General features: G+C 43.6%; 41 protein-coding genes and 2 pseudogenes. 4 read left to right on the top strand and 39 right to left on the bottom strand.

Annotation, left to right across the window (positions count from 1 at the left end; translation table 11 throughout):
* On the bottom strand, window positions 1-216 hold a 216-nt coding region (locus tag ICL16_RS10525; RefSeq protein ID WP_190827107.1), incomplete at its 3' end, for a DUF2887 domain-containing protein.
* A gap of 386 nt (window positions 217-602) precedes the next feature.
* Here ICL16_RS10525 and ICL16_RS10520 point away from each other — a divergent pair.
* On the top strand, window positions 603-770 hold the full coding sequence (locus ICL16_RS10520; RefSeq protein ID WP_190827105.1) for a hypothetical protein: 168 nt from the start codon (window positions 603-605) through the stop codon (window positions 768-770).
* 516 nt (window positions 771-1,286) lie between these two features.
* Here ICL16_RS10520 and ICL16_RS10515 read toward each other — a convergent pair.
* The 4 genes and pseudogenes from ICL16_RS10515 to ICL16_RS10500 form a co-directional block, all read right to left on the bottom strand.
* Window positions 1,287-3,172: pseudogene (locus tag ICL16_RS10515) on the bottom strand (SUMF1/EgtB/PvdO family nonheme iron enzyme).
* Window positions 3,173-3,742: 570 nt separating this feature from the next.
* Window positions 3,743-4,106 (bottom strand): annotated as a pseudogene (locus ICL16_RS10510) (helix-turn-helix domain-containing protein).
* 76 nt (window positions 4,107-4,182) lie between these two features.
* Window positions 4,183-4,545: a helix-turn-helix domain-containing protein gene (locus ICL16_RS10505; RefSeq protein ID WP_190827138.1), complete on the bottom strand. Its 363-nt coding sequence runs from the start codon at window positions 4,543-4,545 to the stop codon at window positions 4,183-4,185.
* Window positions 4,546-4,585: 40 nt separating this feature from the next.
* Window positions 4,586-4,948: a helix-turn-helix domain-containing protein gene (locus ICL16_RS10500; RefSeq protein ID WP_190827103.1), complete on the bottom strand. Its 363-nt coding sequence runs from the start codon at window positions 4,946-4,948 to the stop codon at window positions 4,586-4,588.
* Window positions 4,949-5,142: 194 nt separating this feature from the next.
* Between ICL16_RS10500 and ICL16_RS10495 the strand changes: the two genes are divergently transcribed.
* On the top strand, window positions 5,143-5,589 hold the full coding sequence (locus ICL16_RS10495) for a hypothetical protein (protein ID WP_190827101.1): 447 nt from the start codon (window positions 5,143-5,145) through the stop codon (window positions 5,587-5,589).
* Between the two features lie 6 nt (window positions 5,590-5,595).
* Here ICL16_RS10495 and prfA read toward each other — a convergent pair whose 3' ends face one another.
* From prfA to rplC, 31 genes are all read right to left on the bottom strand, one after another.
* Window positions 5,596-6,693 (bottom strand): peptide chain release factor 1, encoded by a 1,098-nt coding sequence (gene prfA, locus ICL16_RS10490; protein ID WP_190827099.1) that lies wholly within the window; start codon window positions 6,691-6,693, stop codon window positions 5,596-5,598.
* Window positions 6,694-6,792: 99 nt separating this feature from the next.
* Entirely contained in the window at window positions 6,793-7,032 is a 240-nt protein-coding gene (gene rpmE, locus ICL16_RS10485; RefSeq protein WP_190827096.1) for a 50S ribosomal protein L31, read from the bottom strand.
* A 75-nt stretch (window positions 7,033-7,107) separates the two neighbouring features.
* Window positions 7,108-7,524, bottom strand: a complete 417-nt coding sequence (gene rpsI / locus ICL16_RS10480) for a 30S ribosomal protein S9 (RefSeq protein ID WP_190827094.1) — start codon at window positions 7,522-7,524, stop codon at window positions 7,108-7,110.
* The gene (rplM, locus tag ICL16_RS10475) at window positions 7,524-7,982 is read right to left on the bottom strand and encodes a 50S ribosomal protein L13 (protein WP_190827092.1); all 459 of its coding nucleotides are present in this window, start codon (window positions 7,980-7,982) and stop codon (window positions 7,524-7,526) included. Before rplM ends, rpsI begins: the two co-directional genes overlap by 1 nt.
* Window positions 7,979-8,803: a tRNA pseudouridine(38-40) synthase TruA gene (gene truA / locus ICL16_RS10470; protein ID WP_190827089.1), complete on the bottom strand. Its 825-nt coding sequence runs from the start codon at window positions 8,801-8,803 to the stop codon at window positions 7,979-7,981. Before truA ends, rplM begins: the two co-directional genes overlap by 4 nt.
* On the bottom strand, window positions 8,804-9,154 hold the full coding sequence (gene rplQ / locus ICL16_RS10465) for a 50S ribosomal protein L17 (RefSeq protein WP_190827088.1): 351 nt from the start codon (window positions 9,152-9,154) through the stop codon (window positions 8,804-8,806).
* Between the two features lie 90 nt (window positions 9,155-9,244).
* On the bottom strand, window positions 9,245-10,192 hold the full coding sequence (locus tag ICL16_RS10460; protein WP_190827085.1) for a DNA-directed RNA polymerase subunit alpha: 948 nt from the start codon (window positions 10,190-10,192) through the stop codon (window positions 9,245-9,247).
* 248 nt (window positions 10,193-10,440) lie between these two features.
* On the bottom strand, window positions 10,441-10,836 hold the full coding sequence (rpsK, locus tag ICL16_RS10455) for a 30S ribosomal protein S11 (protein ID WP_190827083.1): 396 nt from the start codon (window positions 10,834-10,836) through the stop codon (window positions 10,441-10,443).
* Between the two features lie 39 nt (window positions 10,837-10,875).
* On the bottom strand, window positions 10,876-11,256 hold the full coding sequence (rpsM, locus tag ICL16_RS10450; protein ID WP_190827080.1) for a 30S ribosomal protein S13: 381 nt from the start codon (window positions 11,254-11,256) through the stop codon (window positions 10,876-10,878).
* 72 nt (window positions 11,257-11,328) lie between these two features.
* The gene (gene rpmJ, locus ICL16_RS10445) at window positions 11,329-11,442 is read right to left on the bottom strand and encodes a 50S ribosomal protein L36 (protein WP_190827077.1); all 114 of its coding nucleotides are present in this window, start codon (window positions 11,440-11,442) and stop codon (window positions 11,329-11,331) included.
* 122 nt (window positions 11,443-11,564) lie between these two features.
* Window positions 11,565-11,789, bottom strand: coding sequence for a translation initiation factor IF-1 (gene infA / locus ICL16_RS10440; protein ID WP_006276978.1), 225 nt, complete (start codon window positions 11,787-11,789; stop codon window positions 11,565-11,567).
* Window positions 11,790-12,023: 234 nt separating this feature from the next.
* Complete coding sequence (locus ICL16_RS10435) at window positions 12,024-12,575, bottom strand: adenylate kinase (protein WP_190827075.1); 552 nt, start codon at window positions 12,573-12,575, stop codon at window positions 12,024-12,026.
* Entirely contained in the window at window positions 12,575-13,888 is a 1,314-nt protein-coding gene (gene secY, locus ICL16_RS10430; protein WP_190827073.1) for a preprotein translocase subunit SecY, read from the bottom strand. The genes ICL16_RS10435 and secY overlap by 1 nt, the downstream gene beginning before the upstream one ends.
* 67 nt (window positions 13,889-13,955) lie before the next feature.
* The gene (rplO, locus tag ICL16_RS10425; protein WP_190827071.1) at window positions 13,956-14,402 is read right to left on the bottom strand and encodes a 50S ribosomal protein L15; all 447 of its coding nucleotides are present in this window, start codon (window positions 14,400-14,402) and stop codon (window positions 13,956-13,958) included.
* Between the two features lie 85 nt (window positions 14,403-14,487).
* On the bottom strand, window positions 14,488-15,015 hold the full coding sequence (gene rpsE / locus ICL16_RS10420) for a 30S ribosomal protein S5 (protein ID WP_190827069.1): 528 nt from the start codon (window positions 15,013-15,015) through the stop codon (window positions 14,488-14,490).
* Window positions 15,016-15,041: 26 nt separating this feature from the next.
* Window positions 15,042-15,404, bottom strand: coding sequence for a 50S ribosomal protein L18 (gene rplR / locus ICL16_RS10415; RefSeq protein WP_190827067.1), 363 nt, complete (start codon window positions 15,402-15,404; stop codon window positions 15,042-15,044).
* A 2-nt stretch (window positions 15,405-15,406) separates the two neighbouring features.
* Entirely contained in the window at window positions 15,407-15,955 is a 549-nt protein-coding gene (gene rplF / locus ICL16_RS10410) for a 50S ribosomal protein L6 (RefSeq protein WP_190827065.1), read from the bottom strand.
* 88 nt (window positions 15,956-16,043) lie between these two features.
* Window positions 16,044-16,445 (bottom strand): 30S ribosomal protein S8, encoded by a 402-nt coding sequence (gene rpsH, locus ICL16_RS10405; RefSeq protein WP_190827062.1) that lies wholly within the window; start codon window positions 16,443-16,445, stop codon window positions 16,044-16,046.
* Window positions 16,446-16,465: 20 nt separating this feature from the next.
* Complete coding sequence (gene rplE, locus ICL16_RS10400; RefSeq protein ID WP_190827060.1) at window positions 16,466-17,014, bottom strand: 50S ribosomal protein L5; 549 nt, start codon at window positions 17,012-17,014, stop codon at window positions 16,466-16,468.
* A 113-nt stretch (window positions 17,015-17,127) separates the two neighbouring features.
* Window positions 17,128-17,481 (bottom strand): 50S ribosomal protein L24, encoded by a 354-nt coding sequence (gene rplX / locus ICL16_RS10395; protein ID WP_190827057.1) that lies wholly within the window; start codon window positions 17,479-17,481, stop codon window positions 17,128-17,130.
* Window positions 17,481-17,849, bottom strand: a complete 369-nt coding sequence (rplN, locus tag ICL16_RS10390; RefSeq protein ID WP_190827055.1) for a 50S ribosomal protein L14 — start codon at window positions 17,847-17,849, stop codon at window positions 17,481-17,483. The genes rplX and rplN overlap by 1 nt, the downstream gene beginning before the upstream one ends.
* 65 nt (window positions 17,850-17,914) lie before the next feature.
* Window positions 17,915-18,181, bottom strand: coding sequence for a 30S ribosomal protein S17 (gene rpsQ, locus ICL16_RS10385; protein ID WP_190827053.1), 267 nt, complete (start codon window positions 18,179-18,181; stop codon window positions 17,915-17,917).
* 6 nt (window positions 18,182-18,187) lie between these two features.
* On the bottom strand, window positions 18,188-18,415 hold the full coding sequence (gene rpmC / locus ICL16_RS10380; protein WP_190827051.1) for a 50S ribosomal protein L29: 228 nt from the start codon (window positions 18,413-18,415) through the stop codon (window positions 18,188-18,190).
* Between the two features lie 2 nt (window positions 18,416-18,417).
* Complete coding sequence (gene rplP / locus ICL16_RS10375) at window positions 18,418-18,843, bottom strand: 50S ribosomal protein L16 (RefSeq protein ID WP_190827048.1); 426 nt, start codon at window positions 18,841-18,843, stop codon at window positions 18,418-18,420.
* A 3-nt stretch (window positions 18,844-18,846) separates the two neighbouring features.
* Entirely contained in the window at window positions 18,847-19,602 is a 756-nt protein-coding gene (gene rpsC, locus ICL16_RS10370) for a 30S ribosomal protein S3 (RefSeq protein ID WP_190827046.1), read from the bottom strand.
* 60 nt (window positions 19,603-19,662) lie between these two features.
* A complete protein-coding gene (gene rplV / locus ICL16_RS10365; RefSeq protein WP_190827044.1) occupies window positions 19,663-20,022 on the bottom strand; it encodes a 50S ribosomal protein L22 in 360 nt (119 codons plus the stop codon).
* Window positions 20,023-20,065: 43 nt separating this feature from the next.
* The gene (rpsS, locus tag ICL16_RS10360; protein WP_190827036.1) at window positions 20,066-20,344 is read right to left on the bottom strand and encodes a 30S ribosomal protein S19; all 279 of its coding nucleotides are present in this window, start codon (window positions 20,342-20,344) and stop codon (window positions 20,066-20,068) included.
* A gap of 90 nt (window positions 20,345-20,434) precedes the next feature.
* Window positions 20,435-21,298: a 50S ribosomal protein L2 gene (gene rplB / locus ICL16_RS10355; RefSeq protein ID WP_190827034.1), complete on the bottom strand. Its 864-nt coding sequence runs from the start codon at window positions 21,296-21,298 to the stop codon at window positions 20,435-20,437.
* Between the two features lie 4 nt (window positions 21,299-21,302).
* The gene (locus tag ICL16_RS10350; RefSeq protein ID WP_190827032.1) at window positions 21,303-21,617 is read right to left on the bottom strand and encodes a 50S ribosomal protein L23; all 315 of its coding nucleotides are present in this window, start codon (window positions 21,615-21,617) and stop codon (window positions 21,303-21,305) included.
* A complete protein-coding gene (gene rplD / locus ICL16_RS10345; RefSeq protein ID WP_190827030.1) occupies window positions 21,610-22,242 on the bottom strand; it encodes a 50S ribosomal protein L4 in 633 nt (210 codons plus the stop codon). The genes ICL16_RS10350 and rplD overlap by 8 nt, the downstream gene beginning before the upstream one ends.
* 9 nt (window positions 22,243-22,251) lie before the next feature.
* Entirely contained in the window at window positions 22,252-22,893 is a 642-nt protein-coding gene (rplC, locus tag ICL16_RS10340; protein WP_190827027.1) for a 50S ribosomal protein L3, read from the bottom strand.
* 654 nt (window positions 22,894-23,547) lie between these two features.
* On the opposite strand from rplC, the gene ndhN reads away from it, so the two are divergent.
* Window positions 23,548-24,024, top strand: coding sequence for an NAD(P)H-quinone oxidoreductase subunit N (ndhN, locus tag ICL16_RS10335; protein ID WP_190827025.1), 477 nt, complete (start codon window positions 23,548-23,550; stop codon window positions 24,022-24,024).
* A gap of 9 nt (window positions 24,025-24,033) precedes the next feature.
* Here the strand turns inward: ndhN and ICL16_RS10330 are convergent, their stop codons facing one another.
* Window positions 24,034-24,528, bottom strand: coding sequence for a GNAT family N-acetyltransferase (locus ICL16_RS10330; RefSeq protein WP_190827022.1), 495 nt, complete (start codon window positions 24,526-24,528; stop codon window positions 24,034-24,036).
* A 21-nt stretch (window positions 24,529-24,549) separates the two neighbouring features.
* Between ICL16_RS10330 and ICL16_RS10325 the strand changes: the two genes are divergently transcribed.
* A complete protein-coding gene (locus ICL16_RS10325; RefSeq protein ID WP_190827020.1) occupies window positions 24,550-25,134 on the top strand; it encodes an endonuclease dU in 585 nt (194 codons plus the stop codon).
* Between the two features lie 3 nt (window positions 25,135-25,137).
* Here the strand turns inward: ICL16_RS10325 and ICL16_RS10320 are convergent, their stop codons facing one another.
* Window positions 25,138-25,365, bottom strand: coding sequence for a hypothetical protein (locus tag ICL16_RS10320; RefSeq protein ID WP_238360703.1), 228 nt, complete (start codon window positions 25,363-25,365; stop codon window positions 25,138-25,140).
* A complete protein-coding gene (locus ICL16_RS10315) occupies window positions 25,352-25,687 on the bottom strand; it encodes a hypothetical protein (RefSeq protein ID WP_190827018.1) in 336 nt (111 codons plus the stop codon). Before ICL16_RS10315 ends, ICL16_RS10320 begins: the two co-directional genes overlap by 14 nt.
* Window positions 25,688-25,796: the final 109 nt, after the last annotated feature.

The following is a 25,796-nucleotide window of genomic DNA, read 5'->3' as shown; positions in this document are numbered from 1 at the left end:
GATGAAAGTCCATAAGACAACAAAAGTGAGTAAAAAGTATCTACATATACAGTTTACACCAAAAAGCCGGGAGAACCCAATTCTGAAGGATGTTTGCTTAATTTCTACTGAAGAGAATTTATAAGCATTTGCTGATTCAGGTTGTTCTCCGATTAGTTCAAAGAAGATACTAGGGAATTCTTGAAATAGGCGATAGAATATGTTGTCGGTTTTCACAAATTTTGTTCTTTTAATTTATGGTATGAGCAGGGTTATTGATTCTGACGCAATTTTTATCCTTGCACGCTTTGTGCAAGGCTGATAGCTCAAGTCCGTTAAAACGGACTAAAAATAATCAGCATCGGTTTTAACGGACGAGGGCTACTCTGCCATCTACTTGAGTACATGGAGAACGCGCATATTATGAAATAGCCGTGAAATTAGTAAATTGCAGGCGTGATGCGTTCTGAATAATTAAAAATTTTGCTATTTTATTTTTAATCTAAAATTCGTCTTAGTGTCTATAATTACCGCAATTTTCAATTGAATTCTTGAAAAAATCACGATTTTGTAAAGACGCCCCACCGGAGCGTCTCTCCAGAATTTGAACAAATTAAAAATCTGTGCAGAAACGTAATTCGTTCCCATCAGCAACACCTGAACAGTTACGATCGCATCTTCACCATTTGCGATCGCATCTGCACCATTTACGATCGCATCTGCACCATTTACGATCGCATCTTCTCCATTGGCGATCGCATCTTCACCATTTACGATCGCCTCCGCACTAGTAGACTGTCAACCAGAATTTGAGGGGGGGGTTGGTATAGTTTGTAATAAGCGCTTAAGCGCTTACTACGAACCTATTAAAGGAACATTGACAAAGTACTAGTTGCGATCGCATCTTCACTAGTTGCGATCGGATTCGCACTAGTTGTGATCGCATCCTTACTAGTTACGATCGCATCCACACCAGTTGCGATCGCAATTGAGAGGTGGTTATTTCAAAAGTTTATGTTAACATCAAAGTAGAAGGCAATTATGTAAGACTCCTTTTTAAGGTTTGGTGGTGAAAATTTTTCATCTAGGCTACATTGCTAGTGTGTGTATTGTTGAGGCAGCAGCCACGGCTATACATTTTTAGGCTGAGCCTAGTTAACAGAAGTAGAAAGCCGAAAATTTTCAATTGCCTCTTGACTAATTCGTGAGGTTCAAGGTATCCTAAAAAAGTGAATTTTTTTTTCGCGCAGAGCGCGAGACGGTAAAGAAAAAAAGAAAAAGGGTAAAGGGTTAAAGTGTAGAGGGTACTAAGACGACGCGGACAAGACAACCCGAAACCCGACATTGTCGTTCCGATGGTCGCGCACGCCCCAGCCGCGATACGCGGAGCGGCAGTTGATCGCATGGCTGACCCACGAGCCGCCACGCAGCATTTTTTGATTATTCTCACTCACCCAAGCACTGCCATCTGTAGGCGCTCCATTGTAGTTATCGTGCCAGGTATCTTCACACCACTCCCATACATTACCATGTATATCATATAAACCAAATGCATTGGGAGGAAAAATGCCTACATTTGTTGTTTGTTGACGGTACTCACCTTTTGGTGCAGAAACATAAGGATAGTTCCCATCATAGTTAACTATGGCAGTGGTGATAGTTGAACCAAAATGAAATGGGGTAGTTGTTCCTGCTCGACAAGCATATTCCCACTCAGCTTCACTTGGCAACCGATAGGTTTTTCCACTACTCTGAGATATTATAGCACAAAATTCCTTAGCTTGCTCCCAACTTACATTTTCAACTGGTTTTTTTGCTCCTTTGAAACGAGAGGGATTATTACCCATGACTGCCTGATACTGCTCCTGGGTTACAGTATATCTGCCCATGAAGAAAGGTTGAATCGTAACAGTGTGCTGTGGACCTTCATTTGAAAAAGCGACTTCTCGCCTTCGGGTGAACCCATGATAAACTTACCACCAGGAATTTCTACCATCTCCAAGGTGACGCCGTTACCCAAATCTTCTGTAAAGAATTTTGCTCGACTGGGGCGGCGGTTAGTAATGTTTCCTCGTTCATCTACTGTCACTACTTCAAATGAGAGAGTTTGTAGGGCTAATTTACCTGTGTTTGTCGTTTTTGAGGGAGATACTGGAGTTGAGCCTGAGGAAGTTGGTGAGGAGGTTGGCGAAACAGATTCTTCACCAGCTGAGGAAGTTGGTGAGGAGATTGGCGAAACAGGTTTTTTACCAGAATTAGGTTGAAAAAGTTGAAAAATTTTCGGACTCACAACTGCTGCTGCAATACCTGCCGCGAACAAACTAATAGTTTGAATCAAAGAGCGCCGCGAAAAATTAGTAGGTTGTGTTGGTGGCGGAACTTGTTGCGGTGGTGGCGGTGGTATGAGGGCTTCGAGTGCTTCTGCCGTTGAAAGGTAACGTAATGTGTGGTGGCGGCGTACCATTTTCGTTAACACATCAGCTAAATGATCGCTTACTTGTGCTTGGTTTCGCCAAATCAATTCTCCCGTTAGAGGATCTTCTTGTATATCAAAGGGTAAAATGCCAGTTAGGGCGCTAATAGCAGTCGTACCTAAGGCATACAAATCACTAACCAAACAAGGTTTGCCATTCTTTTGCTCATTAGGCATATAGCCAGGAGTGCCAATGACTATACTAGAAATTAGTTGACCTTGAGCATTTACCATTAAAGAAGCAAGTTCCTTTACCGCCCCAAAGTCTATCAAAAAAATCTTACCATCCTGACGTCGGCGCATGAGATTTTGGGGTTTTATGTCGCGATGAATTACCCCATGCTGATGTACAAAGCATAAGATTTCCAAAACTTCCTGCAAAAGCTTAGTAACATATCCTTCACTCAATTTTTTACCAGGCACAATTTCTTTACTCAAATCTTGTCCTTCGATAAACTCTTGAACAATGTAAAGATTCTGGTTCTCGTTAAAATGTGCCAATAACTGAGGAATCTGGGGATGCTTACCTAACCTTTCCAGAATAGCAGCTTCTTTTTCAAACAACTCAACAACGCGGGGATTAGTATGGTTGGGACGTAGTTGTTTAACTACACATGGTGGCTTGCTGGGCTGCAGGAGATCCCTTGCTAGAAAGGTAATCGCAAAACCGCCTCCACCCAATTGCTTTGTGATTTCGTAGCGTCCTGCCAGTATATCCACGTTGGCGTTTAACAAATTGCGACATCTAAAGTATAATTCCCCGCCGCCGACTTTAGCAAGATACGCACACAAACCCGGTTGAGCGGAAAAATACTGAGCTAGTGAGCATTGAGGTGGCAGAATGAAAGGGAAGACAGCCCTTACTACGAACTAATTAGCTGCTCACCAATTATAACAAAAAACAATCACAACCAAAGCACTATCTGGAGCGATCGCCCACTGTCCATCCAACTGCCCAACTACACTGCTCACGGTTCCCAAAGCTCCACACCAGTGTGGACTCTGCTCTGAGCAAGCTTTTCCTTGGTCACGAAATTTTTGCTACCATAAACCAAGTATATTGTCACACATATTTTGTCAGAAGTTTGAGTGCGATCAGCTCATCTTAACAATCATTGACAACAAGCCGAAAAAATACGTAGATAGAACTTAAGCATTGACAAGTTAGACAAGACGTGTATTAGCTCAAACAAGACAAGACGCGCTCGCCTCTCCTTCTTCCTCCTGTGCGCCCTCAGTGCCTCAGCGGTTCATTTCTTCCACAGCTGTCATGTTATTGCGATCGCCATCTTAACTTGCCTTTGCCTCATCCCCTAATAACTCAGCTGCCGCAGCCAATCTAGCTGCCCCTGCTTGAACTATCTGAGCCACTTGGCTTATCGGCAAATGATTGATTTGTCTGAGAATCAAACTTAGATCTGAAGTTTCTGGTACTGGCTTACCTTCCAAGCAGCAGAGTAACTCCTCAAGTGTATAGCCTGCTCGTGCTGCGATTTGAGCTAAATTTTCCGTATCTGGAACCTTCACGCCCTTTTCCCACATCTGAACAGCAGTAGCAGAAACGCCCAAAAGCACAGCCATTGGCTCGCTGACTCATCGAACCACGGGCTAGTTTGATAATTTCAATCAGTTTTTGTCTGCTTTCGATCTTCACTGCTTAGTAGCAAATTCACTTTACTTACAAGTTTACTTGTCATTATATAAGCAATCATTCAATTCCTAACAAATATTTAACTTGCTTTTGCTTCATCCCCAGACAGCTCAACAGCTGCCGCCAATCTATCCATAACAGCTCTACCAATTATTGCCACTTCATTAAGTGGCATAGACTTGATGTGCTTCACCATCTGGTTCACATCTGAGGATTCTGGCATTGGCTTAACACCGAGGTAGTTAAGCAGTTCCTCCATCGTATAGCCTGCTCTAGCTGCTATGTTAGCCAAATTTTGCGTATCTGGAATCGACTCTCCCTTCTCCCACAGCTGTACAGCAGTAGCTGATACGCCCAGAAGCTTGCCAAAACCTCGCTGACTCATAGAGCCACGAGCCATTTTTACGACTTCAATCAGTTTCTTTCTTGCCTCTAATTCCACTGCTTTCGTGTTGTTGCGATCGCTATCAAAAATTTTACTGTTAACTTGCCTTTGCCTCATCTCCTATAGAGTCAGCTACAGCAGCAAATCGCTCCGCCGCTGCTTGAGCAATCTGCGCCACTTGGTTGAGAGGCATATACTTGATTTGTCTGAGAATCAGGCTCAAGTCTGAAGTTTCTGGTAATGGTTTACCCTCCAAGCAGTGGAGCAACTCTTCTAGTCTGTAGCCTGCTCTTGATGCTATCTGCGCCAAATGTTCTGTGTCTGGCACATTCACACCCTTTTCCCATAACTGAACTGCAGTCGAAGAAACGCCCAAAAGCTTGCCAAATGCTCTCTGGCTCATTGAACCACGAGCCAGTTTAATAATTTCAACCAGTTTTTCTCTGCTTTCGATGTTCACTGCGCCTGTAGTTACTCAACTGCTGTTACAAGTTTATTGAGCTTTATCTAAAATTTTACTTTTCTATTGACAAGTTCTATTTTAACTGGTATTCTACAATTTACATTGCAATACTGCAATCAAGCTTTTAATCTTGAGGCAACGGCGCGACTAAGATTTTGAGCATTTCTGCTTGTAACACATAGACTTTCATTATGGTTCGTAAGACACGCAAAATCAATAAATATCGCCGCAAAGGTCAAAGCTTGATCTCCGCGAACAAAATTCAACCAGAATTGTGGCAGATTTCTAACGCCGAGGCGAAAGAAGCACTCTTAGCAATTGGTCTTAATGTTAAGGATATCAAGAAGATCCACAAATTGAAACATCAAATATGTATTTCGTTCTGGGATGAAAAAGGTGGTGTGTGTAGTGGTTTTTTCAGCTACCGAATTTTTGCTCGTTGGCAAAGGGAAGTTTATCGGTTAATTTATTGCTGTGTAACACTGAAGGATTGGCAGGAATTAAGTCACATCATGAAGTATGAGTTTGCGTATTATCCCTATTTCTGTGAGGTAGAAGATGCAATAAATGGGGAATTAGAATACCGCTTGTGTGTGTTAAATGTAACAGCGCGACAAGCGGTTTTGTTGGATGTATGAGAGCGCTTAATTGCTTGCACTAGCGGCGAGTTCGGCTAGGCGTTCTTGTTGATCTAGGGAGATGCAAGATTGAATGATTGACTCTAAGTCGCCTTCCAAAACTGGGTTGAGCGCGTAGTTTTCGTTGAGACGGTGGTCGGTAACGCGGTTATCTTTATAGTTATAAGTGCGGATTTTTTCCGAACGCGATCCGGTTCCGACTTGACTGCGCCGCATACTCGTTACAGCTTCTTGTTGTTCGCGTAACTTCATTTCATACAGCTTTGCCCGCAGGATTTGCATTGCCCGTTCTTTGTTTTGTAACTGGCTACGCTCTTCGGTACAGAAAATCCGAATTCCCGTAGGTTTGTGATACAAGTCAGCCGCTGTTTCCACCTTGTTGACGTTTTGTCCACCCGCACCGCCAGAACGAGCCGTACTCATTTCAATATCTTTAGGATCGATATGGATTTCCACCTCATCTACTTCTGGCATAATTGCCACAGTTGCTGTAGAGGTGTGAACCCGTCCGCCAGCTTCTGTTAATGGCACACGCTGTACACGATGCACTCCGGCTTCAAATTTCAGCTTACTATAAACGCTTTCACCCTGAATTTCTAGAACAGCTTCTTTAAAGCCACCCATTTCCGCTAGAGACTCACTCACTAGCTTGACTCGCCAATGCTGAGTTTCCGCATACCGTGAGTACATTCGTACTAAATCACCCGCCCAGATACTAGCCTCATCACCACCAGTACCTGCACGAATTTCCAACATGATGTTTTTATCATCGTTGGGATCGCGAGGTAGCAGTAATACCTTGAGGCGAATTTCTAATTGTTCTATTTCTTGATTTAGTTCGTCTACTTCCAGCGCTGCCATTTCTTGCAGTTCTGGATCACCTTGAGCTTCTTTGAGTACCTGACGCGCCCCTACCAATTCGGACTGAGCAGCTTTCCATCTGTCGTAGGCATTTACTACCTCTTCAAAGGAAGAACGACTCTTGGCAATTTGTTGATACTCAGTAGGGTTTTTTGCCGTATCAGGATCGGCAAGGCGACGAGTTAATTCATTAAAAGTTTGTTCAACGGATTTAAGTTTCTCCAACAGATATGTTTCAGCCATGACTGGTAAGTTCCTTAAAAAATAGCGAAGGCAAAGAGCATTAAATACAAAAATCGACCCAGTACGTACAGGGTCGTCTTAAAAGCTACTTTAAGCCCGCTACTTTTTCTTTCTTCCGCCAGTAGTTTGACCTTCAAACATACCGTACTTCCGCATGAAGCGTTCCACGCGACCTTCAGTATCAATAATTTTTTGCGTACCAGTGTAAAACGGGTGGTTTCCAGACCAAACATCTACGTGCAGTTCTGGCTTAGTAGAACCGACGGTCATGACAACTTGACCGTTGCAGTAAACCTTAGCTTCTGGATACCACTTGGGATGAATTTCAGATTTTGCCATTTTTCCTTCCGTGGTGAATCTATATATATTATAACTTGACAACAGGAGACAGGAGACAGACTCCTGCTCCTTCTATTACCGCTTGGAGTACTGAGGAGCTTTGCGAGCTTTGTGCAAACCGTATTTTTTGCGTTCTTTTGCCCGTGGATCGCGGGTGAGGTATCCTTCGCTTTTCAAAGGAGAGCGATTTTCTGGATCGAGTTGGCATAGAGCGCGAGCGACTCCCAAACGAATTGCATCTGATTGTCCGGTTAAGCCGCCGCCGATGGCTTTTACTAGAATGTCATATTCGCTTTCCAAACCCAAAGTTTCTAAAGGTGCTTTAGCAACTGAGAGGTAGTTGGCATTATAACCGAAGTAATTATCTCCTGGTCTACCATTGACAATTAACTGTCCACTACCTGGAACTAAGCGTACTCTGGCGATCGCTGCCTTACGACGACCTGTACCCCAGTACATGGCACGTCCGCCGGTGGTATCTACTGCTTGCATTACTCTTCTCCTGGAATTGTCTGGATTTTTAACTCTTTAGGCTGTTGTGCTGCATGGGGATGAGTTGGACCTGCGTATACTTTCAATTTTGTGAACAACTGTCGTCCCAAGCTATTTTTTGGTAGCATACCTTTGACAGCGTGTTCAATAATTCTTTCTGGTATACGATCTTGCAGTTTAGCAAAGGTTTCTGTTTTCATTCCACCGGGACGACCGGAGTGACGACGGTAAATTTTTTGCGTGCGCTTTTTCCCAGTAACTGCGACTTTTTCAGCGTTAACGACAATTACAAAGTCGCCTGTATCCATATGGGGGGTATACTGTGGCTTATTTTTACCGCGTAGAATCATGGCGATCGCACTTGCTAAGCGACCTAATCGTTGATCTGCTGCATCTACTACGTACCACTCATGCTCAAGTTGAGCTACTGGTGGGAGATATGTTTTGTTTGTGGTCATTTGTTTACAAAAAATTTGGGTTGGGTGTCATACCAAACTTCTTTTGGTATGGGAAAATCAGGATAGCCTACGCGCAACAAGCATAAGCCGTGGGCAGGGGCGGAATGTTTTACGAATTGGCGACGTTGACGAGTCCAAATGTCGGTGAAGTTGGAAACAGAAAGTTGTCCAGAACCTACTTGTACTAGCATCCCCACGATTAGCCGTACCATCCCGTATAAAAATCCATTTGCTTGAATTTCAATATGGATAAATGGTCCGGTGCGATCGCACTCTGCTGCTTGTACATCTACCCAAGAATGTTCCCGTCCTGAGTTGGAGCGGTGAAAAGCTGCTAAGTGATGTTGTCCAATCAGCGGTTTTAGAGCCGACTGAATTAGAGTTTCATCTAAGGGTGTATAGTAATAATGCCAACTGAAGGGTTTAACAAACAAATTTGGTTGTTCTTCAGTATAGAGCGTGTAGCGATATCGCCGATACACAGCGCTAAAACGTGCGTGCCAATTGTTACTTACCCTTGCCGAAGCTCGAATTAGTATATCTTTAGGTAGATATTTGTTAAGAATTGTTGCCCACTTATGTGCCGGAATCATGCTTGTGGCTTCAAAATGAGCCACTTGTGCGGCGGCATGAACACCGGAATCGGTTCTTCCTGCACCATGTAATGTTACATGATGACCGAGTACTTGTGAGAGAGCATTTTCAATCTCTTCTTGAACTGTGCGCTGTTGGGGTTGTCGTTGCCAGCCATGAAAATGAGTGCCCAGGTATTGAATTACTAGGGCGACTCTTACTGTCTGTGTAGGCTGGAGGTCTAACATTTAGACTAGTTCAATGATTGCCATAGAAGCGTTATCACCGCGTCGAGGCACTGTATGAATGATGCGGGTATAACCCCCGTTACGATTCCCATAGCGAGTGGGAACCTGTTCAAACAAAGCACGTACCAATTCTTTGTCGTAGATATAGCCCAAAGCTTGACGACGAGCTGCTAAGGAGCCGTCTTTGGCTAGGGTAATCATTTTGTCTACTTCTGATCTAACAACCTTAGCACGGACTAAAGTTGTGGTAATCCGACCATGACGAATTACTTCTGTAGTTAATGCTCTCAACAAAGCCCGCCTTTGGTCAGCTGGTTTGCTGAGTTTTTTAATTGCATTACGGTGACGCATAATAATCTACTATGATTGACAGTATTTATTTTTAGAAGTAAAAAGTTCAAAGTGCAAATAAATTTCTTTTTACTTTTTACTTTTTACTTTTTAGGTGTGTTTAGAAGATCTTTCCTGCGGCAAAGTAATACCCAATCGTCGCTGTAATGCTTCCACTACTTCTTCTGCTGACTTCTGACCAAAGTTTTTAATTTCCAACAGGTCTTCTTGGGTATAATCCAATAAGTCGGCAACCGAGTTCACTTGTGCGCGTTTGAGACAGTTATAAGCACGCACAGAAAGTTGTAACTCTTCGATGGGAATTTGCGCAGTAGGATCATCTGGGATATCAGAGTCTGTATCCTGTTGTTTGATATCAATATCTTTCAACGGGTTAAACAGATCCACCAAAATTCCCGCAGCAGAGGATAGTGCTTCTTGAGGGCTAAGACTACCATTTGTCCATACTTCTAACAGCAGTCTATCTCTTGGTATCCCGCCTTCTCCACGAGCTTCTTCAACACTGTAGTTGACTTTACGCACAGGCATAAAAACAGAGTCGATTTGGAGAAAATCTAGGGATGTAGCTTCCTCTCTACCTCGCTCTACAGTACGATACCCTTTACCTTTTTCGATCCGAAATTCCATTTCTAGCTTTCCACCTTCAGCGATGGTAGCTACATATTGGGTTTGGTCGATAACTTCTATTTCACTAGGCAAATCAAAGTTTGCTACAGTGACTACTGTGGGACCTGTCACCAGCAAACGACCAATCTGAGGTTGAGGCGAGTAACTTTTGAGAACGACTTCCTTCATTCGCATGAGAATTTCCAGTACGTCTTCTCGCACACCAGGAACTGTGGCAAATTCGTGTGTAACGCCTGCGATGCGCACTGCGGTAACCGCTGTTCCCTCTAGATTAGCCAGTAAAACCCGTCTCAGGGCGTTACCTACTGTTGTTCCTTGACCGCGCTCTAGCGGTTCTAAAACAAATTTACTATACTGTCCTCTATTTTCTTCAGTATTGGACTCTACACATTCAATCTGAAACTGCGCCACGGAGTAGCCTCCCTTGTTTTAAAGTCCTGCAAGAAGCAGGCAAATGAATTGCCTATACTTTTTTGTTGCTCACAAGAGTGACAAGGTCTATCAAACTAAACTATTTGGAATCGTAGTATTTAGACTTATGGCTCTGTGATTTAGCAACGGTATATTGTGTTGGGTTTTCCTCCTTTGATTAGTCCTCCCTAAGGGAGGTACTTTTTTGTTGGAGGATGGGGACACTATTCTCGTTCAAGGAGATTGGTTTATACTCGACGGCGTTTGGGCGGACGGCAACCATTGTGAGGAATGGGGGTAATGTCCCGAATTAGTGTAATTTCCAGTCCTGCCCCTTGTAATGCTCGAATTGCGGTTTCTCGTCCTGCACCAGGACCACTTACCATTACTTCAATTTGACGCATTCCGGAATCAATCGCCCGACGTGCTGCGCTTTCTGCTGCTGTTTGCGCTGCAAAGGGAGTTCCTTTCTTTGCTCCTTTAAAGCCACTTGAACCTGCACTTGCCCAAGAAATCACATCTCCATTTTGATCGGCGATTGTGACAATGCTATTGTTGAAAGTAGATTGGATGTAAGCAACTCCGTTTGGTACGTTCCGCTTTTGTTTTTTGCTGCCTGCTTTTTTAGTTGGTTGTCGCGCCATATTGATGTAGTTAATTTAAAGTTAAGCGTTGTCAGTTATTTACTTACCTGGTGCTTTCTTCTTACCTGCCACTGTCTGCCTTCTACCTCTTCGAGTTCTGGCGTTAGTGCGAGTTCTTTGTCCTCTTACTGGTAAGCCCATGCGATGACGCCGTCCTCGGTAAGTACCGATTTCGATTAAACGTTTGATGTTTAATCCTTCTAAACGTCTTAAGTCGCCTTCTACTTGGTAATTAGTTTCTATTTCGCCTCGCAATGCTGTGACTTCAGCATCACTGAGATCTTTTACTCTGGTATCGGCATTTACACCAGTAGCGGCGATAATTTCTTTTGAGCGTGATAAACCAATTCCGTAAATATAAGTTAGACCTATTTCTACCCTTTTATCGCGGGGAAGGTCCACACCGGCAATACGTGCCACAGTTGTCTCCTCAATTTCTAAGATTTAGTTATCAGTAGCGGCAATCAGTTATCTGTAAAACTGATTTCCCTTCTACCCTTGACGTTGCTTGTGTTTGGGGTTTACACAAATTACCATCACGCGACCCTTACGACGGATTACGTTACACTTTTCACAGATTTTCTTGACCGAAGCTCTGACTTTCATAATTTTTTTTGACTCCAAATATTAAATTATAACATTTTTGTGGAATTTGTTCAATTATTTTGGGAATTTGCAGTAGCCAAAAACCAAAATACCGGGAATATGGTATATTTTTTTACATTGGCTTATTTTTTCCGCAATCGATAGGTAATTCTACCTTTGGTCAGGTCATAGGGAGTTAACTCGACTTTGACGCGATCGCCGGGTAAAATCTTGATATAATTACGGCGAATCTTGCCAGAAATGTGTGCCAAAACATTAAAGCCATTATCTAGGTCAACGCGAAACATCGCATTGGGCAGGGATTCAGTCACCGTGCCTTCCATTTCAATTAAGTCTTGCTTAGACAATTTGTTTTTTCCTCAACTCAACAATCTCCAACTCAGTTATAATTAGCTATAAACTGCAAGAGAACACATTTTGCCGAATATATCAACAGATATTAATATATCTTAATTGAAACTTCATCTGCATCTGTTAAGGGAGTGGGAGGAGAAGACAAGTAAAAAGAACTAAGTAAAAAGAAGAAATGATCTTTATTTTGACGAGTGACTTTTGACTTGGACTGCTTCCCTACCCCCTAATTAAGAGATGATCTTTTTAAGTTCAGCAGTGACTTCTTCTGGGGACTGATTGCCATTAACTCTCACGAGTCGCTGACGAGCATGGTAATAATCAATCAAGGGTTCAGTTTCTGACCGATAAACTTCCAAGCGCCGACGAATTACCTCTTCAGTATCATCTTTTCGCCCTCTTTCCAGCAATCGCCCAACAACCACATCATCGGGTACTTCCAAGTTGACAGCCTTTTCGCCATGCTGACTGATAGTTGAGAGCAATTCCTCTAAAAAAAGTGCTTGATTAACAGTGCGGGGAAAGCCATCAAGAATCCAACCTGATCCGGTGTCACTGTCATGAAGACGTTCCTGCACCATTGCTTGCACAAGTTCGTCAGGAACTAACTCACCACTATCTACATAACCTTGAGCTTTGATCCCCAATAAGGTTTGCTCCTTCATGGCTTTGCGCAATATGTCACCTGTAGAAATATGAGGAATATTCCAGCTATCAGCTAAAGTTTTAGCTTGAGTTCCTTTACCAGCCCCTGGAGGTCCCAAGAAGATTAATCGCGTCACTATTGTTTCACCATCCCTTCATAACGCTGAGAAATAATGTACGTTTGAACTTGTCTAGCTGTATCAATTGCCACACCCACCAAGATCAGCAAAGAGGTAGCACCTAAACCCTTAAAGGTTGGTACATTCAAAGCACTTTCCACAGCGGTAGGGATAATAGCAATCAACCCCAAAAAGATCGCACCCAAAAAAGTTAACCGATTCGTCACGCGCTCAATATACTCACTAGTTGCCTTACCTGGACGAATACCAGGAATAGACGAACCCATTTTTTTCAAGTTTTGTGCCACATCTACCGGGTTAAGAATTAACGAAGAGTAGAAGTAGCTAAAGAAAACAATGGAGATGAGTTCAACCAGAGCATAAACCCAAGAGCCAGAGCGACCTGGAACGAGATAAGTGTTAACAATTTTTGAGTATTCTGGGTTCTTGACAAAGTTTTCCACCAACAGTGGTAGAGTCAAAACTGCCGTGGCGAAAATGATGGGCATTACACCACCTTGATTTAGCCGCAGGGGTAAATAGCTCCGTTGCTCTGCCAAAACTCGCCGACCAACTTGACGGCGGGCGGAAATAATTGGGATGCGGCGCATTCCTTCTTGCACAAACACAATACCAACGATTGTGGCGAGGAAAAGTAGCAGTAGCACAACCACGCGACCAACTGTTTCCCGACCCCCAGTTTGAGCAAAGTTAATGGTATCGCCCAGGGCTTTGGGTAGTGTCGCTACAATGTTGACAAAAATCAACAAAGATGCTCCATTACCAACACCTCGCTCTGTAATCACCTCAGAAGCCCACATGACAAACATTGAACCAGCCACAAGAGCGATCGCAGTTTGGGCGACGAAAAAAGGTCCATAATTGAGAGCAAAAGGTTTGAGCCAAAATGCGGCGAGAAAGGTACTCTGAACAACGCCCCAACCCAAAGCCACATAGCGGGTAATTTGAGAAATCCTTCTCCGTCCCGCTTCGCCTTCATTTTTCTGTAAATTTTCTAAAGCTGGGATAGCAGCAGTGAGCAATTGGATAATAATTGAGGCATTAATGTAAGGCAAAATGCCTAAAGCGAAAACGCCCAAAGCAGAAAGTCCGCCTCCGGAGAAGATATCCAAGAAGCTTAAAATCTGATTATTACCGCTAACTGCCTCTCTAAACTGATCCCGATTGATTCCTGGTATAGGTATATGTATACCCATACGTATCAAAAATAAGATACCGATGGTAACAAGCAGCCGACCTCTTAGCCCAGCTGCTTGAGCCATTTGCATAAAAGTTTCTTGAGCCGTTGGGGCTTGATCGCGATTGTTCATAGAGGGCTACCTTGATGTAGTCTAGGCTCGCTGGCGCAAAGGCTAACTTTTAGGTGTGCAAGATTGCTCACGCTAAAACTTCACAACTTCCACCAGCTGCTTCAATTTTGCTACGAGCTGTAACAGTAAAAGCTGCCGCTTGAACCTTGAGCGGAACATTTAATTCCCCATCCCCCAGAATTTTCAAAGGTCCTCGGTCAGCAGTGATGATACCTGCTTGTTTTAATGAGGTCAGTGTTACCTCTGTATCAGCGGGAAGGGAGGCTAGCTTTTCTACATTAATCGTAGTGTAATTTTTGCGATTAACTAGAGGAAAGCCCTTCAATTTTGGCACCCGGCGGTATAATGGCTGCTGACCTCCTTCAAAACCGGGTCTTGTGCTACTACCAGAGCGAGACTTTTGACCTCGCATACCTAAACCAGCACTAGCGCCTTGACCTGCGGAAATACCCCTACCTACACGGCGGCGGCGTTTCTTTGAGCCTTTTTGCGGACGAACATCATTTAGTCTCATAACTAAAACTTTGTAATTTTTATTATTTTTAAGTAAAAGGTTCACTGTTGACTGTTAACTGTTAACCATCAACGGTTAGCATTACTTAAATGTAGAGATTTTCCACAGGAATGCCTCTATCTTCAGCGACTTCCGCAAAAGTACGTAGAGTCGATAGAGCATTAACTGCGGCTCTGGCATTATTAAGAGGATTATTTGATCCTAACTGCTTAGCTAAGATATTACGCACTCCTGCCAATTCTAGAACTGTACGAACAGCACCACCGGCGATTACCCCAGTACCAGGAGCAGCAGGTCGCATGATTACCTTAGCACCTCCACCTGTACCATTAATGGGATGGGGAATTGAATTGGATTTAGTCATGGGAATTTCAATCAGATGTTTTTTGCCGTCAGCTACACCTTTTTTCACGGCACCAATTACATCTGAGGCTTTACCCACTCCCACACCAACTTGACCGCGTTCATTCCCAACAACGACAATGGCACGGAAGCTAAGTTTTTTACCTCCCTTAACTACCTTACTCACACGACGGATCTGAATCACACGTTCTTGCCAGTTAGTTTCTTCTTTTTTGGTGCGGTTAGCTTTACGACGCCCACCAGTTGCCATAATAATTACCTCAAAATTGTGAATTGTTAGAAATCTAAACCAGCCTCGCGTGCTGCTTCAGCTAGTGCTTTAACACGACCGTGATAAAGGTTGCCACCGCGATCAAAGACTACTTTTGAGATACCTTTTTCTTGCGCTCTTACCGCGATTAACTTGCCCACTTCTATGGAAGCTTGGCAATTTGAACCTGAAGCTAATTTAGATTTTAGGTCTGGTTCTAAACTAGAGGCAGCCACAATTGTATGATGCTGAGTATCATCAATTACTTGAGCATAAATATGCTCGTTTGAGCGAAATACAGCTAATCTGGGACGTTCATTTGATCCACTGACTTTGCTCCGAATGCGACGATGGCGACGTTCTCTTGATTCTGTACGTGTACGCTTCATTTTTACTTCTTACCACTCTTACCAGTCTTACCAGCTTTTCGTCTGACCACTTCACCAGCGTAACGAATACCTTTGCCTTTGTATGGTTCTGGTGGGCGAACAGCACGAATTTTAGCAGCTGTATTCCCTACCACTTCTTTGTCAAAACCACTGACAATCACGTTGGTGTTGTTCTCTACTGCAAACTGAACACCTTCTGGAGGGGCAATTTGCACTTGATGGCTGTAACCCATGTTCATAACTAGGTTACGACCTTGAACTTGTGCTCTGTAACCAACTCCTTGAATTTCCAAACGACGTTGAAACCCCGTGGAAACTCCTTCTACCATATTGGCAACCAAAGTGCGGCACAAACCGTGTAGTTGCCGAGAAGTACGTGATTCATCGCGTCGATCTACTTGTAGTGTTGTTCCTTCTTGAGAAACGCTTACATTACTGGGCAAATCGCGAGATAATTCTCCTTTTGGACCTTTGACAAAAACTTTAGTGCCATCAATGGTCACTTGTACTTTTGCCGGAATCGTAATTGGGCGTTTACCAATTCGAGACATAATTTTCCTTTTGTTAATTGTTAATTGTTAATTGCTAATTGTTAATTGTTAATTTTTCTATTAACTATTAACCATTAACTATTAACTACTACCAAACATAGCAAAGCACTTCACCACCCAAGTTTTGGCGTCTTGCTTCTCTATCGGTCATGATGCCACTAGATGTAGAAATAATGGCAATGCCGATTCCGCCTAGTACTCTGGGTAATTCTTTTTTGTTCGAGTAAACACGCAAACCTGGTTTGCTTACCCGCTTTAAGGCAGTAATGAGTGGCTGGCGATTTTTACCTTTGTATTTGAGGGCAATTACCAGGTTACAATTTACACCTTCACCTGCTTCTTCAAAATCGTTAATAAAGCCTTCTTCCCGTAGCACTCTAGCGATACTACGAGTCATTTTTGTTGCTGGCACTTGTGTAGTTTGATGCCGTGCCAGGGTGGCATTGCGGATGCGCGTTAGCATATCTGCAATTGTGTCGTTAGCCGCCATCGTTTCCTCTTTAAATAAATTTATTGTTCCCGAAAAGGCATTCCCATTTCTTTAAGTAAGGCGCGACCTTCTTCGTCGGTCTTCGCTGTGGTAATGATAGAAATATCCATCCCACGAATTTGATCGATAGTGTCATACTCGATTTCTGGAAAAATCAGTTGCTCTCTGACACCAATTGTATAGTTACCCCTGCCGTCAAAACTCTTGGGACTAATACCGCGAAAGTCGCGAATTCTTGGTAGCGCCAAATTGATAAAACGGTCGAGAAAGGAGTACATCCGTTCTCCTCTGAGAGTCACCATAATGCCCACGGGCATTCCTTGACGAATTTTGAAACCAGCGATCGCCTTTTTTGCCCTTGTTACTACTGGTTTTTGACCTGTAATTACAGCAATTTCGTTTAAAGACGCTTCTAAAGCTTTAGCATTAGACGCTGCTTCACCCAAACCCCGGTTAACAGTCACTTTCACCAATTTCGGTGCTTGATGAACATTGGTGTATTGAAACTGATTTATCAGTTTGGGGAGTATTGTTTCAGTGTATAGCGTTTTGAGTCTTGTAGTTGCCATAGTTTTGTCTTTGTACTCCCTGGGCTTGGTCAGGGAAAATAGAATTGTTAATTGTTAACTGATAGCTTGCTAATCGTTAATTGTTCTATTAACTATTAACCATTAACAACTAATTATTTGTCGATGATTTCGCCGGTTTTTTTCAGCATCCGCACTTTCTTTCCGGATTCAGTGAAAGTGTAACAGATCCGACTAGCGACGTTTTGCTTAGTGGAATAAAGCATCACATTAGAACTGTGAATGGGATATTCCTGTGTGACAATTTGTCCTGACTCCCCTTCTTGTTGGGGCTTAACGTGCTTAGTTTTGATGTTGACGCCTTTGATAACGACTTTACTTAGTTGAGGAAAAGCTTTCATCACTTCACCAACTTTGCCTTTATCTTTCCCAGAAATCACCTGTACGGTATCTCCGGTTTTAACGTGCATCTTCTGAAATCTTGGTTCATCTTTCTTTTTAGTTGCCATTACAGCACCTCCGGAGCAAGAGACACAATTTTAGTGTAGTTTTTGTCCCGTAGTTCCCGCGCAACTGGACCGAATACCCGTGTTCCTCTGGGATTTCCATCTTTATTAATGATAACTGCAGCGTTATCATCAAAGCGGATAGTCATACCACTATCTCGACGGATGTTATGTCTAGTACGGACAATTACTGCTTCCACAACATCAGACTTTTTTACAGCCATGTTGGGGATAGCATCTTTAACAACGGCGATAATTTTATCGCCGATAAAACCATAACGGCTGTTACCAGCACCTAGCACGCGGATACACATTAGTTTGCGTGCACCGCTATTATCTGCAACATTTAAGTAAGTTTGGGGCTGAATCACAATAAGCCTCCTTGAATGGGATTTTGGGATGAGTGGGGGAAATAGGGTTGGGGTTTGAGCACTAATTACGACCTATTTTCCGATGCGCTATTTTTGACTGTGAGAATTTCTGTAACTTGCCAACGCTTGGTTTTACTCAAGGGTCTAGTTTCTTGAATTCTGACGCGATCGCCCACTTTGCACTTACTGTCTTCATCGTGAGCTTTATATCGCCTGGTTTGGACGACAATTTTGCCATATTTGGGATGGGGAGCGCGGTTTTCTACGGCGACTACCACCGTTTTTTGCATTTTGTCGCTCACCACCAAACCAACTCTTTCTTTAACTGCCATAATTTTCTACTCTGATTCTGTCTGCGGTTGACTTGCTGCTTTTTTCCGCTCTGTTTCTACCGTTAACAGTTGAGCTAAACGGTGTCTTGCATGTTTAAACTGGTGGGGTTTTTCTAGCTGTCTAGTTGCTTTTTGTAAACGCAATTGAAACAGTTGTTTTTTCACCGCCAGAATTTCCAATACCAGTTCTTCGTCACTGAGTTCTCTTGCTTCTGAAATTTTAGGAAGAGGCATAATTACACTGAAGGCTCTTCTTGTGAGCGCATAATAAACTTCGTTTTTATTGGCAACTTATAAGCTGCCAAACGCATAGCTTCGCGAGCTGTTGCTTCTGGAACACCTGCGATTTCAAACAAAATCCGTCCTGGTTTAACCACAGCTACCCAAAACTCTGGTGAGCCTTTACCGGAACCCATCCGGGTTTCTGCTGGGCGCATGGTTACAGGTTTATCAGGGAATATACGTATCCAGATTTTGCCACCCCGACGGATATAACGAGTCATCGCTCGACGAGAAGCTTCAATTTGACGGGAGGTAATCCAAGCTGGTTCTAAAGCTTGGAGTGCAAAATCGCCAAAGTTCAGATTGCTACCACGGGTAGCCATCCCCTCCATCCGTCCGCGTTGTTGTTTGCGGAATTTAGTTCTTCTTGGACTTAGCATTCTTTATCCTTCATTAGAACGATCTTCAAAATTCTGGCGACGACGATTTTGATTTTTGCGTGCGGGAGTGCGATCGCGAGTTTGTTGTGGGGGTGGAGTTTCTTCTTGTCCGGGAATGATTTCTCCTTTAAATACCCATACTTTGATCCCAAGAATGCCATAGACAGTTTTGGCTGTGCAGTAAGAGTAGTCAATGTCAGCCCGTAAAGTATGTAGAGGTACTTTACCTTCACGAGACGACTCTGTACGGGCAATTTCTGCACCATTGAGACGACCGCTGACTTGAACTTTGATCCCTTGCACACCTGCCCGTTGCGCACGCTGAATAGCTTGACGTACCACTCGGCGGAAGGAAACCCGACGTTCCAACTGTTGAGCGATATATTCAGCAATCAAGTAGGCATCAGCATCAACTCGTTGTACTTCAACTACATTGATGCGAATTTGGCGGTTGCTTCCTAACAGTTGTTGGAGTCCAGTACGTAAGGCTTCGATACCTTGTCCACCTCTTCCAACCACCACACCAGGTCTAGCTGTGCGTACTTCTAAATCGATTTGGTCTGCTTTGCGCTCAATTCGGACTTCAGAAATACCCGCGTTATTTTGTGCGTATCTACCCAGTTTTTCTTGGATATAATTACGTAGTTTATGGTCTTCTTGTAAAAGTTCTGGATAGCGGTCAGGAACTGCAAACCAACGAGATTGATGTTCTTGGGTAATACCCAAGCGAAAACCTACTGGATGAATTTTTTGTCCCACAAAAGATCCCTCTTAATTTCCATCATGAACACAATTTGACTCGCCAATATTTATTGGTTATTACTCGACGCTACCAGCAGCCACAGCCACAGTAATATGGCATGTTGGTTTACGAATCTGATAAGCACGACCTTGCGCTCTGGGTTGGAACCGTTTGAGCACGGGACCTTGATCGGCATAAGCTTGAGTAATTACTAGCTCAGCCCTGTCTAGCCCAGCGTTATGTTCTGCATTAGCTGCAGCGCTTCTGAGCACTGTTAATACTGGTTCACAGGCTCGGTAGGGCATAAATTCTAGGATAATGAGCGCTTCTCTATAAGTTCGCCCCCGAATTTGGTCGAGTACACGACGCACCTTCAAGGGAGACATTCTTACAAAACGGGCGATCGCCTTTACTTCTTTAGTATCAGTTGTTGCCATAATTTTCTCCTTGAGCTAATAGCTATTAGTCATTAGCTATTAACTATCTCCCTGCTTTTTTGTCACTTTTTGAATGACCTCTGTAGGTGCGTGTCGGCGCAAATTCTCCCAATTTATGCCCTACCATTTGTTCATTTACAAATACCGGAACGTGTTGTCTTCCGTTATGAACAGCGATAGTATGACCTACCATCATCGGTAAAATTGTTGAAGCCCGCGACCAAGTTTTAATAACTTCCTTTCTGTTGTTTTCATTCAGCCTTTCAATTTTTGTAAGTAAATGATCGGCAACAAAAGGACCTTTTTTTAGAGAACGACCCATAGTTAGTGATTGGTTAATAGAAGAATGGTTAATAGAAGAATGGTTAATAGAAGAATGGTTTTTTACTATTAACCATTAGCTGTTAGCTTTTTAAGATTCACGTCCACCACGACCGCGTTTAGAAGATTTACGGCGACGGCGCACAATTAATTTGCTACTGGGTTTTTTCGGTTTGCGAGTCTTCTTACCCAAAGCAGGCTTACCCCAAGGTGTCACAGGTCCTGATCTACCGATCGGCGCTCTACCTTCACCACCACCATGTGGGTGGTCTACTGGGTTCATAACACTACCTCTAACAGAGGGACGGCGACCCTTCCAGCGATTGCGACCTGCCTTACCCATACTCAGGTTTCTCGCTTCAATGTTACCGACTTGTCCAATGGTAGCGTAGCACTCACGTCTGACCATGCGGACTTCTCCAGAGGGCAACTTTAAAGATACATAGTTACCTTCTTTGGCAACAACTTGAGCGGTAGCACCAGCGGCGCGAACAATTTGACCACCTTTACCAGGCTTCAATTCTACGTTATGAACGCTTGTTCCTAACGGAATGTTAGCCAGAGGTAAAGAGTTACCATCTTCAATGGGTGACTCTGGACCGGCAATTATTGTTCTGCCCACTTTCACACCGTTGGGCTGGAGAATGTAACGCTTCTCGCCATCTTCGTATTGCACTAAGGCGATGCGTGCATTACGGTTGGGGTCGTATTCAATCGCGATCACTTGAGCGGGAATGTTACGCTTATCTCGTTTAAAGTCGATGATCCGGTAAAGACGCTTATGTCCTCCACCCCGGCGACGGCTGGTAATCCGTCCTTGGTTATTTCGACCTTTGGCACGATGTACAAACTTCGTGAGAGATTTCTCTGGTTCTGATTTTGTAATTTCCGCAAAGTCGGAGATTGTGACTTGGCGAGTACTAGGGGTGTAAGGGCGAAAAGAACGAGTACCCATCTTTTTATACCTCTGGGAATAAAACTTGTCGAATCTTCTCTACATCCCCAGCTGCAACTGTAACAATAGCTCGCTTATATTGGGGCTTGTAACCAATAAACTTACCAACGCGCCGCTTTTTGCGAGGTGGATTTGCTGTATTTACCTGTTCGACTTTGATTTCAAACAGATTTTCTATTGCCGCTTTGATTTGTGGCTTAGTGGCTTTTGGAATCACTTCAAAAGTGTATTTGTTTTGCTCCATGAGGATGGTCGCCTTTTCGGTCACAATTGGGCGACGCACTAAGTCAGCAAGGTTGCGGGGGTCAAACTTAGTCACTGTAGACCTCCTGAATTTTTAAGAGTGCTGCTGCTGTCACAACAATTTTGTCAGCGTGGAGCAAATCGTAAACATTTAGCCCATCGGCGGCAATTAGCTTTAAATTCTCCACATTGCGAGCGGATAAGTAAACGTTTTCCGTACGTTCCGGCAGTATTAATAATGTCTTGTTTTCGGGATCTACTCCCCAACGAGCGATCGCTCCCATCAATTCTTTGGTTTTTGGCTGCTGTAGTTCTGAAGCGAATTCTTCTACTACAATCAAATCGTCTATTCTGCTAGCAAAAGCTGTCCGCAACGCTAAACGCCTTTCTTTGCGGTTCATCTTCAGGTTATATTCTCTGGGCTTTGGTCCAAAGATGACACCACCACCCCGCCACAGTGGTGAACGGATAGATCCTGCACGCGCACGACCTGTTCCTTTTTGCCGCCAAGGTTTACGACCTCCCCCTCTGACTTCGGAACGGGTTTTTGTACTAGCCGTTCCTTGTCGAGCATTGGTTGTTTGTCTGACCAAAGCTCGATGTACAACGTGAGACGCTGTTTCTTCCCTGGCTACCCGCAAGTCGAAGCTTGTCTGCCCGACTTGATCTCCTTGCCAATTTTTGACTACACACTCAAACATCTTTTTGTCCTATGACTTCTTACCAACAATATTTGCCGGTACGATACTTAGCAAGGCACCGGGTTTACCAGGAACAGCCCCTTTGATTAGCAATAAGTTACGTTCCGCATCTACTCGCACCACAGTCAACTTTTTAATTGTGACGCGCTTACCGCCCAAACGTCCTGCCATCCTTTTGCCTGGATAGACACGACCTGGGGTTGTACCTGCACCAATGGAACCTGGCGCTCTGTGGTTTTTAGAACCGTGTGACATTGGTCCACGACCAAAATTGTTCCGTTTTTGGTTTCCGGCAAAACCACGACCGATACTTTTACCGATCACGTCTACAAGTTGACCTGCACTAAAAATATCTGCTTTAATTTCTTGACCTAAAGTATATTCACTTTCAGTCTCTACGTGATACTCCAGCAAGTGACGTAATGCTGGAGCAGAGGATTTTGCTAAATGTCCCAATAGTGGTTTGTTTAGCGCCTTTGGCTTTACTTCGCCATAGCCTACTTGAATGGCGGAGTAACCGTCGGTCTGTTTTGTTTTTACTTGGGTAACGGTACATGGTCCCGCCTGAACGACGGTGACAGGAATGGCTACTCCTGCATCGTCAAAAATTTGGGTCATGCCCAGTTTGGTGCCGAGAATACCTACAGACACAGTTACTGGATCTCCTTTCTATTTGCTTAGTGTTAACTTAGACGAGCGCTCATCGTCTAACCGCCTTTTTGGATTGAATAGTGAAATCTGAATCAGCTTAGGTTTTTGCTGCTCAAATTTCTTTGGAGTCTCTACGATCTGTTCCCGTAGAGCACCCAAAATTACCAACAATCGGATGTAATGACTTTTGGAATTAATCCAATGTGTTACAGCGCGTGCGCTTTGTGCAACAATGATGCTTGTTCAAGCCATTGCTCTGGCACTTTTCTTTTGTAGTAGGACTTAAGCGGTTAGTTCCGCTTAGTATCCATTAACTGATTATGACGCAATGATCTAAACTAACATTGCTGTTCAGCTTCTACTTTCCCGATCTTGACCTCAAGGCTTTTCTAGTGTACCAGTTTCTTATCAATTTTTGCCAATTTATTCTATTGGAAATTTTGTGATTAGCTTTTTGTGCTAAAAACAGCCGAAATGGCGATAAGAGGGACGACTAAATATAACATATGGTCACAATCTAATAATATAGCTCAGGTATTTAAATTTGTCTATAGTTTTTCTAAAAATTTTCTCAGATCCCCGAGTTCTCTAAGAAGTCGGGGATCTGGTTTCATAATAGAGATATCTAAAGTGGGATAGGATAAAAATCAATCTATGGCACTAATTACCACTGGCGGCGGTTTAATTCGCGATTTAGAGAAGTCTGGCGCTCTGGGCGTATATGTACCTCTAGAAGGAGGTTTTGAAGGTCGGTACAGACGCCGATTGCGTGCAGCAGGTTATGTTACGCTCCACATAACGGCAAGAGGATTGGGAGACGTAGCAGCCTATCTCACAAGGGTACATGGAGTTAGACCTCCTCACCTTGGTAAAAAAAGTACAGCTAATGGTGCGGCAGTAGGTAGTGTATACTATTTACCACCAGTTGTTAGCTATCAGCTAGAACAGCTACCACCAAAATCGAAAGGATTGGTGTTGTGGATTATTGAAGGGCATGTTCTGAGCGATCAGGAAGTAGAGTTTTTAGCGAATCTACCCAGCATAGAACCACGAGTCAAAGTGGTAATTGAGCGGGGTGGCGATCGCTACTTCCGTTGGACACCCTTACTACAAACTGTGTTAGCTAGCTAGTCCTCTGCCCTACGTAGAGACGTTCCGCCGGAACGTCTCTACATCAACCAACATTTCTATCGTACTAACTCGAAAACCACAGGATGCAAATAACCGTCGCGCCGCCTCGTTGACTGCTGCTGTATCAAGGCGGATTTGCTTGACACCCATCTTATCAAAGCGTTCAATAGCCTGCATTACCATTTGTCGTGCAATCCCCTTTTGACGATATTCAGGTTCAACCCAAAGATCGTGAATAAAAGCAAATTCCTTTAATCGGTAAATCGGAATTTCTTCTTCAATCGTTGCCACTAAAAACCCCACGAGTCTCCCTTCATCTTCAGCTACCATAAAGACACTGCGTTCATCGGTAGCCACTCGCTTCAACCATCTATGATAACGCTGTTCTGGATTGGGAAGAAAACCATACTTAGCAGAATCCCAAGTTTCATGTAAGGCACAAATCTTAGCTACCATCGGTAGAACTGCGGGTACATCATCTGGTGTAGCAGGGCGAACAATCATAAACTAATAATGGGGGGTGTAATGAAACTTGAATCTCTGCTGAAACTAAATCGTAATATCCGTGTAATTGGCTTTGATGATGCTCCTTTTATTCGGGGTGCTGGCGGTAATGTACCCATAGCAGGAGTGGTTTGTGCGGGAACTCGATTTGAGGGGATGCTTTGGGGAGAAGTGCAAATTGACGGGTTGGATGCTACAGAAAACATTTGTAAGTTATTGATGGGAAGCAAGTTCCTACCACAACTACATATTATATTGTTAGATGGAATTGGGTTTGGCGGGTTTAACGTTGTCAATTTGCCAGAATTAGCCAACAGACTGCAATTACCCTGTGTTGCGGTAATGCGTCGTCAACCCGATTTAGTTGCTGTGGAAGAAGCTATGAGTCGCCTGCCAAATTTTCCACAGCGACTTGAACTTTTAAAGCTTGCTGGTAGGATTTATGAAGATCCACCGTTTTTCTTCCAACTCAGTGGTGAAGAACCTGAAACGATCACCTCCGTACTACATCGTCTCACAGACTGTGGCAAAGTTCCAGAAGCCCTACGTCTAGCACATTTAATTGCTGCTGCTATCATTAAAGGAGAAAGCAGCAGTTCGGCGTAGTCATTAAAAAGTTAACGGGTATGTGATGTCAAATTCTCGATACAGAGTGATGCGACAGGTGTTAGCTTGGTTTTCTAGTAATTCGTAATTCAAACCACCTGTAATTTGAGTAACTGGGCGCTTTAAAGGTTTCTCAAACTGATACCACTCGCGATTACTCCACTCAAAAATTGCCGCATCGATCAGGTTTTGCAATTCTGATGCTAACAGCAACAGGTTAAGCTTTTCCACTTCTAATCAGCCAACCAATTACTCCGCCTATAATGCCACTAAAAATCGAACTGACAACGGCAGTGACAAAAACTAATCCGATTTGCTTCCAGTTCTTAAGCTCTCCCACCTTCTCAGCTAAATCAGGAATTTTGTTAATTGACGGTTCGAGAGTGTTTAGCTTTGTCCTTACTTCTCTGGTTTCAAGTTGTAGGTTCTGCTGCCCTCCCTCTAGAGAAGCAAGCCGAGTTTCGATGGTGGTAAATCGACTGCCAGTCTCTTCTCTAAAAGCGACGATCAGGTCTTTTAATTCCTTGATATCAGACTCAGTAACGGTCGTCATTGTGTTATTCTCCAGATAGATAAGGTTTTTCGATGTCCCCTAGTAGCCGCCAGGGGACTGCTTTTATTATCCATCCCCGCTCAATCAATATAGGAAAAGAAATAAGGAA

This window comes from Iningainema tapete BLCC-T55 (assembly GCF_014698965.1).
Taxonomy (GTDB): Bacteria; Cyanobacteriota; Cyanobacteriia; order Cyanobacteriales; family Nostocaceae; genus Iningainema; species Iningainema tapete.
The sequence above is the reverse complement of the archived record's forward strand: the minus strand, read 5'-3'. Positions and strand labels throughout refer to the sequence as shown.